Here is a 13,044-nt window from a genome sequence, read left to right on the forward strand (position 1 = left end):
GCTGCGTGCCGGGTCCTACCGTCTGAGTCACTTCGGTAGGAATCTTTCCTAACCAATGGGCTCCTGCCGGGCACCGCCGCCTCGGTTTCCCCGTTGTCCCCGGAAGGATGACCCATGGTTTGTTCCGTGCGCCGAGCCTTGACGATCGCCGCGGCGGCGCTGCTGCCCGCGGCGCTGGCGGCCGGCGGTGTCGCCCAGGCCGCACCCCAGTCCTCGCCCCAATCATCGCCACAGTCGTTCCCGGCGAAGTTCGCCGCGCCCTACCTCGAGCTCAGCAGCGGCACGGTCGGCGACATGGCCGCCGACAAGAGCGCGTCCGGCGTCAACCACTTCACGCTGGCTTTCCTGATCCCGCAGAGCGGCTGCACCGCCAAGTGGGAGAACGGCGATTACCCGGTCGGCAATTTCAAGTCGCAGATCGGCTCGCTGCAGTCGGCGGGCGGTGACGTGATCATCTCGTTCGGCGGAGCCGAGGGCGGTGAGCTGGCGCAGACCTGCAAGTCCGCGAGCAGCCTGCAGGCCGCTTACGCGAACGTGGTGAAGACCAACAACGTGCACCGGCTCGACTTCGACATCGAGGGCGGCCCGCTGGACGACACCGCGTCGATCCAGCGCCGGGACACCGCGCTGGCGGCGTTGCAGAAGGCCGACCCGTCGGTGCAGGTCGACTACACCCTGCCGGTCGACCCGAGCGGGCTGGAGGGCAACGCGCTGTCCCTGCTCAAGGACGCCAAGAGCAAGGGCGTGAAGGTCAGCACGGTCAACATCATGACCATGGACTTCGGCGACGGCGAGAACGCGCTGAACGACGCCGAGTCCGGGGCGAACGCCACCGCGAAGCAGCTCGCGAGCCTGTACGGCGAGTCCTCGTCGGCGGCGTGGGCGCAGCTCGGGCTGACCCCGATCGCCGGCAAGAACGACGACAACGAGAACTTCACCCAGGCCAACGCCAAGACGCTGGAGTCGTTCGCGGCGTCCAAGGGCGTGTCGCTGCTGGCGTTCTGGGAGGTCGACTCCTACGACAAGAAGGTCGGCTACGCGTACTCGAAGATCTTCGGCAAGATCTGAGCGGCGGTCCGAGCGGCCCGGCCGGGTGCTTCCGGCCGGGCCGCCGGAGCCCGGATCTCACGTTTCCGGCAGTCTGGACGTCTTCACGGTGGAGGGGGCACGAGGCACCCACCGGGAGCGAAAGGACGAGGGGCATGAGTGTCCGGCACACGGTCGTGGACTCGCCGGTGGGCGAGCTGACGCTGGTCGCGGACGGCGACGCGCTCATCGGCCTCTACTTCGACGGGCATCAGCGCAAGCCGCGGCTGGACGGGTTCGGGCCGCGTGACGACCGCGGGTTCGGCGACGTGACCCGGCAGCTGGGGGAGTACTTCGCGGGCTCGCGGACCGAGTTCGACCTGCCGCTGGCGCCCCGCGGCTCGGAGTTCGAGCTGAAGGTCTGGGGACTGCTCACGACGATCCCGCACGGGGAGACGCGCACGTACGGGCAGCTGGCGGCGGAGCTGGGCGATCCCGGCGCCGCGCAGGCGGTCGGGAACGCCAACGGCTGGAACCCGATCAGCATCGTCGTGCCGTGCCACCGGGTGATCGGCGCGAGCGGCGGGCTCACCGGCTACGCGGGCGGCGTCGACCGCAAACGCTTTCTCCTGGCCCTGGAGGAGCCGCCGGCGGACGAGGACGGCAGGCTGTTCTGAGCGACATGAACACAGGGGAGGATTCGTGACGGGCCGGAACCGGGTCACGCCGACCGGGGAGATCGAGGCGTTCGCGCTGCGCGGCGCGTGGACGGGCAACCGCGGCATCCTGCACTCCGGCCGCGAGATCGTCCGGTTCCACGCGAGCGACCTCTGGATCACCTGTGCGCTGGAGTTCCGCGGGCGGTGGCGCGAGCAGTGGCTGCCGAACCGCTGGACGCCGCTGTACTTCCACGACGAGGCGGTGGCGTTCGCCGCCGGGCACCGGCCGTGCGGCGAGTGCCGGCACCGGGACTACCGGGCCTACCGCGACGCCTGGGCCGAACAGCTGCGAGTGCCACCGCCGTCGGCGAAGGAGATGAACCGGCAGTTGCACGGCGAACGCCTCTTCCGCGGGACGCACCGGCGGCGCTTCCACGAGCTGCCGTGGGCCGGGCTGCCCGACGGCGTCTTCGTGCTCCGCGACGGAATCCCGGCGCTGGTGGCCGACGGGCACCTGACCGAATGGACCCGCGCGGGCTACGGCGCCCGCCGGCCGCGGCCGAAGGCGGGCACCGCGACTGTCGTCACGCCACCGTCCACAGTGGCCGTCCTGCGCGCCGGTTACCCGGTGCAGGTCGACGAAGGGGCCCGCCGGTGAGCGCGCGGCCGTTCGAGCGGGTGGTGGACGAGCACGGGCCGATGGTGCTGCGCGTCTGCCGCGCGGTGGTGGGCCCGGCCGACGCCGAGGACGCCTGGTCCGAGACGTTCCTGTCCGCGCTGAAGGCGTACCCGGAGCTTCCCGCGGACGCGAACGTCGAAGCCTGGCTGGTCACGATCGCCCACCGCAAGGCGATCGACGTGCTGCGCGCGCGGGCGCGCCGTCCGGTGCCGGTGGACGCGCTGCCGGAGGAGCCGAGCCGCACCGGCCGCCCCGAGGACTGGGACGGCGACCTGTGGCACGCGCTCACCCAGCTGCCGGAGAAGCAGCGCACCGCCGTCGCCTACCACTACCTGGCCGGCTTCCCCTACCGCGAGGTCGCCGCGATCACCGGCGGCACCGCCGACGCCGCCCGCCGCGCGGCCGCGGACGGCATCAAAGCGTTGCGGCTGAAGGACTTGAGTGCTGCGGAGCCGGAAGGAGCACGCCCATGACCGAGCCGTCCGACACCGAGCTGTTCGAAGGCGTGCCCGGCCCGGACGAGGCCACCACGGCCAGGCTGCGCGCGCGGCTCGCCGGGCTGGCCCAGCGTGACGGCCTGCTCGACGTCGCCTACCGGACCGTCGACTCGCCCGTCGGCCCGCTGCTGCTCGCCGCGACCGAGGAGGGCCTGGTGCGCGTCGCGTTCGGCGTCGAGGGCCACGACGACGTGCTGGCTGAGCTGGCCGGCGCGGTCAGCCCGCGGATACTGGCCGCGCCCGCGCGGCTGGACCCGGTCGCCCGCGAGCTGGACGAGTACTTCACCGGGCGGCGGCGCGCGTTCGACGTGCCGCTGGACTTCCGGCTGTCCAAGGGTTTCCGCCGCGAGGTGCTCACCCACCTGGCCGAAATCCCGTACGGCAGCACGGAGAGCTACGCCCAGGTCGCCGCCGCGTCGGGCAGCCCGCGGGCGGTGCGCGCGGTCGGCACGGCGTGCGCGACGAACCCGCTGCCGCTGGTCGTCCCGTGCCACCGGGTGGTCCGCTCGGACGGCACGTCCGGGCGCTACCGCGGCGGCGAGGCCGCGAAGCTCACGCTGCTCGCCATGGAGGGCCGGGCGCGCTGACTTACGAGCGGTAAGTCGAGGCGCGCACGACCAGCTCCGGGGTGAACGTCACCTGCTGGTGCTCGTGCCCCGGGTCGGCGGTCTCCTGCATCAGCAGTTCCGCGGCCGTCCGGCCGAGCCGGCGGCGCGGCTGGCGGACCGAGGTCAGCGGCACGGTGGCGGCCGCGGCGAACTCGATGTCGTCGTAGCCGACGATGGCGAGGTCGTCCGGGACGTGCAGGCGCAGCGCGGCGCACGCCTGCAGCAGGCCCAGCGCCAGCAGGTCGTTCGCGCAGAACGCCGCGGTCGGGCGGGTCGAGGCGGGCAGGCCGGCCAGGCGCTGGCCCGCGTTGCCCCCGTCGGCCACGCCCATCTGGGACGTCGTCAGGTCGACCAGGCTGTCCGGGCCGAGGCCGGCCGCGCGCAACGCCCGCAGCGCGCCCTCGCGGCGGTCGCGCACCTGGCCGACGCCCAGCAGCCCGCCCACGAACCCGATCCGCTCGTGGCCCTGCTCCACCAGGTGCCGCACCGCGATCTCGCCGCCGACCACGTCGTCGACGGCCACCGAGCAGTGGCTGGCCGTGGGCCGGGTGCGGTCGACGATCACCAGCGGCGTGCCGCGCCGGGCGATCTCGTCGAGCTGGGGCGAGCCGGGGTCGACGGGCGTGATCAGGATGCCCTGCACCCGCTGCTGTTCCAGCCGGCTGAGGTAGGCGGCCTCGCGCGTGGCGAGATTGGCGCTGTTGCACAGGAACAGCGAGAGGTCTTCCTCGTCGGCCGTGTCCTCCATGCCCGCGGCGACGTCGGTGAAGAACGGGTTGCGGCCGTCGAGCATCACGTACGCGAGCACGCGGCTGTGCCCGACGCGCAGCTGCCGCGCCGATTCGTTGCGCACGAACCGCAGCTCGGCCATCGCGGCCTCGACCTTCGCGCGGGTGCCGGGGCTGACCCGGTCCGGCCGGTTCAGCACGTTCGAGACCGTGCCGAGGGAGACCCCGGCCGCGGCCGCGACGTCCTTGATGCCGGCGGCGCGGGCATCGAGGACGTCGCGGCCGGGCCCGGACTCGTGGGGGTCTTGCACCGTCATCGCGGCCCTTCGTGCGGGAAACCTGCCTGCCGGAGCCCGCCGGGCGGGATGTGCGAAACGGGCCAACCGACCGGCTGCCGGCTGAAAAATCGTTTCATTTCCGGTTATCTCGTGTCATTGACTTCACCTTCTGACGCATAGTAGCGTCACCGCGCCAGGTTTGTGAAACCTTTCAATCCGGAGGTCGCGATGACGCGGCAGGAGCCGGGCCGCGAGCCCCTTCTGGAGGTTCGCGGCGTGACCAAGTCGTTCGGCGCGGTCGCGGCGGTCGCCGGGGTGTCGTTCCCGCTGTACGCGGGCGAGGCCCACGCGCTGGTCGGCGAGAACGGCGCGGGCAAGTCGACCATCGTCAAGATGCTCGCCGGGGTGCACCGGCCCGACGAGGGCACCGTGGCGCTGGACGGCGAGCCGGCCGGGTTCTCCTCGCCCGCCGCCGCCAAAGCCGCCGGCATCGCGGTGATCTACCAGGAGCCCACGCTGTTCCCGGACCTCTCGGTGGCGGAGAACATCGTGATGGGCCGGCACCCGCGCAAGGCGCTCGGGATGATCGACCGGGCCGCCGTCCGCGCCGAGGCCGAGCGGCTGTTCGCGCGGCTCGGCGTGCGGATCGACCCGGGCCGCCCCGCGCGCGGGCTGTCGATCGCCGACCAGCAGATCGTCGAGATCGCCAAGGCCCTCAGCGCGGACGCGCGGGTGCTGGTGATGGACGAGCCCACGGCGGCGCTGAGCCTGGTCGAGGTCGAGCGGCTGTTCTCCGTGGCGCGCGCCCTGCGTGACGAGGGCAAGGCGATCATGTTCATCTCGCACCGGTTCGAGGAGATCACCGAGCTGTGCCAGCGCGTGACGATCATGCGCGACGGCAAGCACGTCTCCACCGACCTCGTCGCCGAGGTGACCGTCGAGGAGATGGTGCGCCGCATGGTCGGGCGCGAGCTGGACACGCTGTTCCCCAAGCAGGACGTGGAGCCCGGCGCGGTGGTCCTCGAAGTGGAAGGCCTGGCGCGCGAAGGGGTTTTCCGCGACATCTCGTTCTCGGTCCGCGCGGGCGAGATCGTCGCGTTCGCCGGGCTGGTCGGCTCGGGCCGCTCGGAGGTCGTGCAGGCGGTGTTCGGAGTGGACGGACGCGACGCCGGAGTGGTGCGGCTGAACGGGAAGAAGCTGCGCGCCGGCTCGCCGCGCGCGGCGATGTCCGCCGGCATGGCGCTGGTCCCGGAGGACCGGCGGCAGCAGGGCCTGGTGATGGACCTTTCGATCGAGCGGAACGTGACGCTGCCGCGTTCGCGTGCACTCTCGAAACTCGGCCTGCTGCTCGGCCCCGGCGAACGCCGGGAAGCGGTGCGCTGGACCGAACGGCTGCGCACGAAGTACCGGCGCCTCGGCGATCCCGTCGGCACGCTTTCGGGCGGGAACCAGCAGAAAGTGGTGCTGGCCAAGTGGCTCGCGATGGCGCCGAAGGTGCTCATCGTGGACGAGCCGACGCGCGGCATCGACGTCGGCACCAAGGCCGAGGTGCACCGGCTGATGTCCTCGCTCGCGGCCGAGGGCGTCGCCGTGGTGATGGTGTCCTCGGAGCTGCCGGAGGTGCTCGGCATGGCCGACCGGGTGCTGGTCATGCGCGAGGGCCGGATCGTGGCGGAGATCCCGCGGGCCGCCGCCACCGAAAGCTCGGTGATGTTCGCGGCCATGGGACAGGAAGCGGCGGCGTGAACGTGACCAAGGCGGTCCAGGGGACGGCAGCACGAGGAGCGGTGGCGTGAACGTGACCAAGACCGGGCCGGGCACGGCGGGCGAGGTGGCAGCGCCCCGCGAGCTGACCGCGTCTTCGCGGAAATCGGTGCTGGGCGGGCTTTTCCGGGCACGCGAGTCGGGCATCGTGCTCGCGCTCGTGGTGCTGGTGGCGTTCACCGCGACGCAGAACCCGAGGTTCCTGTCCGGGCAGAGCATCCGCGACATCCTGCTGGGCACGGCGATCCTGGCGGTGCTGGCGGTCGGGCAGGCGGTCGTGATGATCACCCGCAACATCGACCTGTCGGTCGGGTCGGTGCTGGGGCTCTCGGCGTTCGCCGTCGGCTCGCTGCTGCGCGGGAACCCGGGCCTGCCCGTGGTCGTGGCGCTGCTGGCCGGGCTCGCGGTCGGCGCGGTCTGCGGGCTGGTCAACGGCGCGGTGGTCCGGTTCGGCCAGGTGCCCGCGCTGGTGGTCACGCTCGGCACGCTGTACGCGTTCCGCGGCGTGAGCTACTTCTGGGCCGGCGGCCAGCAGATCAACGCCGACCAGCTGCCGGGCTCGTTCCTCGGCTTCGGCGACTCGGCGGTGCTCGGCGTGCCGTGGCTGGTGCTGATCGCGGTGGTGGTGATGGTCGTGGCCGGGGTGGTGCTGCGGAACTACCGCGGCGGCCGTGAGCTGTACGCGATGGGCTCGAGCCCGCAGGCGGCCCGGCTGGCGGGCATCAAGGTCGGCCGCAACACCACCGTGGCGTTCCTCGTCAGCGGGGCGCTCGCGGGCCTGGCCGGGGTGCTGTTCGCGGCGCGCTTCGGCACCGTCGACGCGGCCGCGGGCACCGGGTACGAGCTGAACGTGGTGGCCGCCGCCGTGGTCGGCGGGGTCGCGGTGTTCGGCGGCAGCGGCTCGGTGTGGGGCGCGAGCCTCGGCGCCCTGCTGCTGACCGTCATCGGCAGCGCGCTGGCCGTGCTCGACATCAACCAGTTCTGGCAGCAGGCGATCGTCGGCGCGCTGATCCTGCTGGCCATCGGGGCGGACCGGCTGGTCGCGGTGCGCGTCGCCCGGTCCCTCAAGAAGAAGGACGCCCATGTCTGACAGCACAGCGCCCCCGGGCGGCAGGCCCGCCTGGCTCTCGCGCCTGGCGAGCTGGGACGCCGCGGTCATCCTGGTCACGATCGTGGTGCTGCTGGCCGCCTCCGGCGTGGTCGACAACTTCGGCACCGGCCGCAACTACACCTTCCTGCTGCTGGACCTGCTGCCGATCGCGCTGATCGCGCTGCCGATGACGTTCATCATCGTCACCGGCGAGATCGACCTGTCGGTGGCGAGCACCCTCGGGCTCACCTCCGCGGTGATGGGCTCGCTGTGGGACGCCGGGCTGACGATCGAGTCGATCATCCCGATCAGCATCGTGCTGGGCGCGATCCTGGGCGCGGTGAACGGGTTTTTCGTCACGGTGCTGAAGCTGCCCTCGCTCGCGGTCACCATCGGCACCATGGCGCTGTACCGCGGCCTGGCCTTCGTGGTGCTCGGCGACGGCGCGGTGGCGGACTTCCCGCGCGCCTACACCTCGTGGGTCACCGGAACCCTCGGCGGCGGGCCGATCCCGAACGTGCTCGTGCCGCTGGTGGTGCTGGCCGTGGTCTTCGGCGTGGTCCTGCACGCCACGCCGATCGGGCGCGCGGTGTTCGCGGCCGGCGCGAGCGAGCAGGCCGCGCGGTTCGCCGGCGTCCGCACCGGGCGGCTCAAGTTCTGGCTGTACGTGGTGTGCGGCGCGATGTCCGGGCTCGCCGGGGTGCTGTGGACGCTGCGCTACTCCAGTGCCCGCGCGGACAACGGCTTCGGCATGGAGCTGGCCGTGGTCGCCGCGGTGCTGCTCGGCGGCGTGTCGATCTTCGGCGGCAAGGGCACGCTGCCGGGGGTGCTGGCCGGCGTGGTGCTGCTGGCCGGGCTGCAGAACGCGCTGCGGCTGCAGGACGTCTCGAACGAGGCGCTGAACATCGTCACCGGGGTGCTGCTGATCGTCTCGGTGCTGCTGCCCAACATCGTCTCCTCCGCCCGCGCGGCCCTGCGGCGCCGGCGAAGGCGATCCCCGTCCCCGGACCCCGGATCGCTCGCCGGGATCGAGCAATGATCAGAAAGGTGACAAAGATGTCCCGTCGATTCCTCACCGGCGCGCTCTCGGCGGCCACCGCGGCCGGGCTGGTGCTCAGCCTGACCGCCTGCGGTGGCACGACCAAGAACGACAGCTCCGGCTCGGGTCCCGCCCAGTCCACCGCGGCCGCCGACCCCAACGCCGCGACCAAGCAGGGCGTCAAGATGGCGTTCCTGCCCAAGCAGCTGAACAACCCGTACTCCGACATCGAGGTGGGCGGCGGCAAGGCCGCGCTCGACGAGCTCAAGGGGGCCTACAAGCTGGTCGGGCCCAACGACGCCAGCGCCTCGTCCCAGGTCAGCTACATCAACACGCTGATCCAGCAGCAGCAGGACGTGATCGGCATCGCGGCGAACGACCCGAACGCGGTCTGCCCGTCGCTGAACCAGGCCCGCAGCGCCGGCATCAAGGTCGTCACGTTCGACTCCGACGCGGCGAAGGACTGCCGTGACCTGTTCATCAACCAGGCCTCCACCCAGGGCATCGGCGAGCAGCTGGCGAAGCAGGCCAAGGACCTCTCCGGCGGCTCGGGCGAGATCGCGGTGCTGTCCGCGACGCCCAACGCCACCAACCAGAACGCCTGGATCGAGGTGCTCAAGCAGCAGCTGGCCAAGCCGGAGTACGCGAACCTGAAGCTGGACAAGATCGCCTACGGCAACGACGACGACCAGAAGTCGTTCCAGGAGGCGCAGGGCCTGCTGCAGTCGTTCCCGAACCTGAAGGTGATCGTCTCGCCGACCACCGTGGGCATCGCCGCCGCCGCGCGTTACGTCAGCAGCTCCAGTTACAAGGGCAAGGTCGCGGTGACCGGGCTCGGCACGCCGAACCAGATGCGCGCGTTCGTCAAGGACGGCACCGTGAAGCAGTTCGCGCTGTGGAACCCGGCCGACATCGGCTACCTCGCCGCGTACGCCGGCGTCGCGCTCAGCTCCGGCCAGATCACCGGCGCCCCGGGACAGAAGTTCAAGGCGGGCAAGCTCGGCGAGTACACCGTCGGGGCGAACGGCGAGATCGTGCTCGGCCCGCCGACCGTGTTCGACGCGTCCAACATCGACAAGTTCAACTTCTGACCGCCATGGCGCGCTACTGCTTCTGCCTCCAGGTGAAACCCGAGCGGATGGCCGAGTACACCGAACGGCACCGCTCGGTCTGGCCGGAGATGCAGGCCGCGCTTTCGGAAAGCGGTTGGCACAACTATTCGCTGTTCCTGCGCGAAGACGGGCTGCTGATCGGCTACGTCGAGGCCGGGGACCTGGCCGAGGCGCAGGCGGCGATGGCCCGCACCGAGGTGAACGCCCGCTGGCAGGCCGAGATGGCCGGGTTCTTCACCGGGCTCGGCGGGCGCGCCCCGGACGAGGACCCGTGGCTGCTCACCGAGGTCTTCCACGCCGGCTGACCCCGGCCCCGGAAACACCGCGCGCAAGCGCCTGACGAGAAAGACGTGATCGACTTGTCCGACCTGACGGCCGTGAAATCCGCGCTGCGGGCGCAGCGGATCGAGACGCCCTCCTGGGCGTTCGCCAACTCCGGCACCCGCTTCAAGGTGTTCCCGCAGGCCGGGGTGCCGCGCACGCCCGAGGAGAAGATCGCGGACGCGGCGACGGTGCACCGGTTCACCGGCGCGGCCCCGAGCGTCGCGCTGCACATCCCGTGGGACCGGGTGGCCGACTTCGGCGCGCTGACCCGCTACGCCCGGGACCTCGGGGTCGAGGTCGGCGCCATCAACACCAACGTCTTCCAGGACGAGGACTACAAGCTCGGCTCGGTCACCAACCCCGACGCGGGGGTGCGCCGCAAGGCCACCGACCACCTGCTCGAGGCCATCTCCATCATGGACGCCACCGGCTCGCGCGACCTGAAGCTGTGGTTCTCCGACGGCCTCAACTACCCCGGCCAGGACGACCTGCGCGACCGGCAGGACCGGCTGGCCGAGGCGCTGCGGGAGGCCTACGCCCGGCTCGGCGGCGATCAGCGGATCCTGCTGGAGTACAAGCTGTTCGAGCCCGCGTTCTACGCCACCGACATCCCGGACTGGGGCACGGCGTACGCGCATTGCCTGGAGCTGGGCGAGCGGGCGACGGTGTGCATCGACACCGGGCATCACGCGCCGGGCACGAACATCGAGTTCATCGTCGCGTTCCTGCTGCGGGCGGGCAAGCTCGGCGCGTTCGACTTCAACTCGCGCTTCTACGCCGACGACGACCTGATGGCCGGCGCCGCCGACCCGTTCCAGCTGTTCCGGATCATGTACGAGATCGTCCGCGGCGGCGCCCTCGACCCGGCGTACGGCATCAAGTTCATGCTCGACCAGTGCCACAACATCGAGGCGAAGATCCCGGCGATCATCCGGTCGGTGATGAACGTGCAGGAGGCCACCGCCAAGGCGCTGCTGGTCGACCGCGACGCCCTGCGCGCGGCCCAGCGCGAGGGCCGGGTGCTGGAGTCCAACGCGATCCTGATGGACGCCTACAACACCGACGTCCGCCCGATCCTGGCCGACCTGCGCACCGAGGCCGGCCTGGACCCCGACCCGATCGCGGCTTACCGCCGCAGCGGGTACCAGGAGAAGATCGTCGCGGAACGGGTCGGCGGCGACCAGGCCGGATGGGGGGCGTGACAGCGATGACCGTGCCGGAGGAACTCGTTGCCCGGAGCAACGCGCTGGGGGCCGATCCGCGCAACACCAACTACGCCGGGGGCAACACCTCGGCCAAGGGGTCCACAGTGGACCCGGTCACCGGTGGTCCCACGGAACTGCTGTGGGTCAAGGGCTCCGGGGGCGACCTCGGCACGCTGACCGAGGCCGGGCTCGCGGTGTTGCGGCTGGACCGGCTGCGCGCGCTCGTCGAGGTCTACCCCGGCGTCGAGCGCGAGGACGAGATGGTCGCCGCGTTCGACTACTGCCTGCACGGCCGGGGCGGGGCGGCACCGTCGATCGACACCGCGATGCACGGGCTCGTCGACGCGCCGCACGTCGACCACCTGCACCCCGACTCCGGCATCGCGCTGGCCACCGCGGCCGACGGCGCCGCGCTCACCAAGGAGTGCTTCGGGGACCGCGTCGCCTGGGTGGACTGGCGGCGGCCGGGATTCCAGCTCGGGCTGGACATCGCGGCGGTCAAGGCGGCCAACCCGCAGGCGATCGGCGTGATCCTCGGCGGCCACGGCATCACCGCGTGGGGCGCGACTTCCATGGAATGCCAACGGAACTCGCTCGAGATCATCCACACCGCGGAGAAGTTCCTGGCCGAGCGGGGCAAGGCCGAGCCGTTCGGCGCCGTCGTGCCCGGGTTCGCGGCGCTGTCCGAAAAGGACCGTCTGAGCCGGGCGGCCGCGCTGGCGCCGGTGGTCCGGGGACTGGCGTCGACCGACCAGCGCCAGGTCGGGCACTACACCGGCAGCGAGGTGGTGCTGGAATTCCTGGCGCGGGAGAAGCTCGCGCCGCTGGCCGCGCTCGGCACCTCGTGCCCGGACCACTTCCTGCGCACCAAGGTCCGCCCGCTGGTGGTCGACCTGCCGGCGACGGCGCCGCTGGAGGACGTCGTCGCGCGGCTGAAGGAATTGCACGCCGAGTACCGCACCGAGTACCGCGCCTACTACGAACGGCACGCGACACCGGACAGCCCGGCGATGCGCGGCGCCGACCCGGCGATCGTGCTGGTGCCGGGTGTCGGGATGTTCTCCTTCGGCAAGGACAAGCAGACCGCGCGGGTGGCGGGGGAGTTCTACGTCAACGCGATCAACGTGATGCGCGGCGCCGAGGCGGTGTCCACGTACGCGCCGATCGCGGAGAGCGAGAAGTTCCGCATCGAGTACTGGGCGCTGGAAGAAGCGAAGCTGAAGCGGCTGCCGAAGCCGAAGCCGCTGGCCGGGCGGATCGCGCTGGTCACCGGGGCCGGTTCGGGGATCGGGAAGGCGATCGCCGAGCGGCTCGCGGCCGAGGGCGCGTGCGTCGCGATCGCGGACCTGAACGCGGACGCGGCGGCCGAAGCGGCGCAGGGCATCGGCGGGCCGGACAAGGCCGTCGCGGTGACCGCCGACGTCACCGAGGCCGGTGCCGTGCAGGCCGCGGTGGACGCGACCGTGCTGGCGTTCGGCGGGATCGACCTGGTGGTGAACAACGCCGGGCTGTCGATCTCGAAGCCGTTGCTGGAGACCACCGAACGCGACTGGGACCTCCAGCACGACGTGATGGCCAAGGGCTCGTTCCTGGTCTCGCAGGCCGCGGCGAAGGCGATGGTCGCGCAGGGCATCGGCGGCGACATCGTGTACATCTCGTCGAAGAACTCGGTGTTCGCCGGGCCCAACAACGTCGCGTACGGCGCGGCGAAGGCCGACCAAGCACACCAGGTCCGGCTGCTGGCCGCCGAATTGGGCGGGCACGGCATCCGGGTCAACGGCGTGAACCCCGACGGGGTGGTCCGCGGCTCCGGCATCTTCGCCGGCGGCTGGGGCGCGCAGCGGGCCGCGGTGTACGGCGTGCCGGAGGAGAAGCTCGGCGAGTTCTACGCCCAGCGCACCATCCTCAAGCGCGAGGTGCTGCCCGGGCACGTGGCCGCCGCGGTCTTCGCGCTCACCGGCGGCGACCTGACCCACACCACCGGGCTGCACGTGCCCGTGGACGCCGGCGTGGCGGCCGCGTTCCTTCGCTGAGA

At 71.7% G+C, this 13,044-nt stretch carries 13 protein-coding genes; 12 read left to right on the plus strand and 1 reads right to left on the minus strand.

The features are described from left to right. Positions 1 to 114: 114 nt before the first annotated feature. From BMY97_RS09115 to BMY97_RS09135, 5 genes are all read left to right on the plus strand, one after another. Positions 115 to 1,068, plus strand: coding sequence for a chitinase (locus tag BMY97_RS09115; protein ID WP_091615367.1), 954 nt, complete (start codon positions 115 to 117; stop codon positions 1,066 to 1,068). A 134-nt stretch (positions 1,069 to 1,202) separates the two neighbouring features. Continuing rightward, on the plus strand, positions 1,203 to 1,703 hold the full coding sequence (locus tag BMY97_RS09120) for a methylated-DNA--[protein]-cysteine S-methyltransferase (protein ID WP_091615371.1): 501 nt from the start codon (positions 1,203 to 1,205) through the stop codon (positions 1,701 to 1,703). A 25-nt stretch (positions 1,704 to 1,728) separates the two neighbouring features. Further along, positions 1,729 to 2,343 carry a hypothetical protein gene (locus BMY97_RS09125; RefSeq protein WP_091615374.1) on the plus strand — a complete coding sequence of 205 codons (615 nt, stop codon included), beginning with the start codon at positions 1,729 to 1,731 and terminating at the stop codon, positions 2,341 to 2,343. Then, entirely contained in the window at positions 2,340 to 2,837 is a 498-nt protein-coding gene (locus tag BMY97_RS09130; RefSeq protein WP_091615377.1) for an RNA polymerase sigma factor, read from the plus strand. The genes BMY97_RS09125 and BMY97_RS09130 overlap by 4 nt, the downstream gene beginning before the upstream one ends. Continuing rightward, entirely contained in the window at positions 2,834 to 3,448 is a 615-nt protein-coding gene (locus tag BMY97_RS09135; RefSeq protein ID WP_091615379.1) for a methylated-DNA--[protein]-cysteine S-methyltransferase, read from the plus strand. The genes BMY97_RS09130 and BMY97_RS09135 overlap by 4 nt, the downstream gene beginning before the upstream one ends. 1 nt (position 3,449) lies before the next feature. Here the strand turns inward: BMY97_RS09135 and BMY97_RS09140 are convergent, their stop codons facing one another. Next, positions 3,450 to 4,448 (minus strand): LacI family DNA-binding transcriptional regulator, encoded by a 999-nt coding sequence (locus BMY97_RS09140; protein ID WP_091616240.1) that lies wholly within the window; start codon positions 4,446 to 4,448, stop codon positions 3,450 to 3,452. A 255-nt stretch (positions 4,449 to 4,703) separates the two neighbouring features. On the opposite strand from BMY97_RS09140, the gene BMY97_RS09145 reads away from it, so the two are divergent. The 7 genes from BMY97_RS09145 to BMY97_RS09175 all read left to right on the plus strand — a co-directional run bounded on the left by BMY97_RS09145 (position 4,704) and on the right by BMY97_RS09175 (position 13,042). After that, positions 4,704 to 6,221 (plus strand): sugar ABC transporter ATP-binding protein, encoded by a 1,518-nt coding sequence (locus BMY97_RS09145; protein WP_091615382.1) that lies wholly within the window; start codon positions 4,704 to 4,706, stop codon positions 6,219 to 6,221. 85 nt (positions 6,222 to 6,306) lie between these two features. Then, a complete protein-coding gene (locus BMY97_RS09150) occupies positions 6,307 to 7,329 on the plus strand; it encodes an ABC transporter permease (RefSeq protein ID WP_091616243.1) in 1,023 nt (340 codons plus the stop codon). After that, complete coding sequence (locus BMY97_RS09155) at positions 7,322 to 8,368, plus strand: ABC transporter permease (RefSeq protein WP_091615385.1); 1,047 nt, start codon at positions 7,322 to 7,324, stop codon at positions 8,366 to 8,368. The genes BMY97_RS09150 and BMY97_RS09155 overlap by 8 nt, the downstream gene beginning before the upstream one ends. Positions 8,369 to 8,385: 17 nt before the next feature. Continuing rightward, entirely contained in the window at positions 8,386 to 9,459 is a 1,074-nt protein-coding gene (gene rhaS / locus BMY97_RS09160; RefSeq protein ID WP_091615388.1) for a rhamnose ABC transporter substrate-binding protein, read from the plus strand. Between the two features lie 5 nt (positions 9,460 to 9,464). Then, positions 9,465 to 9,785, plus strand: a complete 321-nt coding sequence (locus BMY97_RS09165; RefSeq protein WP_091615391.1) for an L-rhamnose mutarotase — start codon at positions 9,465 to 9,467, stop codon at positions 9,783 to 9,785. 45 nt (positions 9,786 to 9,830) lie between these two features. Continuing rightward, positions 9,831 to 11,006 carry an L-rhamnose isomerase gene (rhaI, locus tag BMY97_RS09170; RefSeq protein WP_091615393.1) on the plus strand — a complete coding sequence of 392 codons (1,176 nt, stop codon included), beginning with the start codon at positions 9,831 to 9,833 and terminating at the stop codon, positions 11,004 to 11,006. Between the two features lie 5 nt (positions 11,007 to 11,011). Next, positions 11,012 to 13,042, plus strand: a complete 2,031-nt coding sequence (locus tag BMY97_RS09175; RefSeq protein WP_091616245.1) for a bifunctional aldolase/short-chain dehydrogenase — start codon at positions 11,012 to 11,014, stop codon at positions 13,040 to 13,042. Positions 13,043 to 13,044 lie beyond the last annotated feature (2 nt).

This window comes from Amycolatopsis saalfeldensis (assembly GCF_900110575.1).
Lineage (GTDB): Bacteria > Actinomycetota > Actinomycetes > Mycobacteriales > Pseudonocardiaceae > Amycolatopsis > Amycolatopsis saalfeldensis.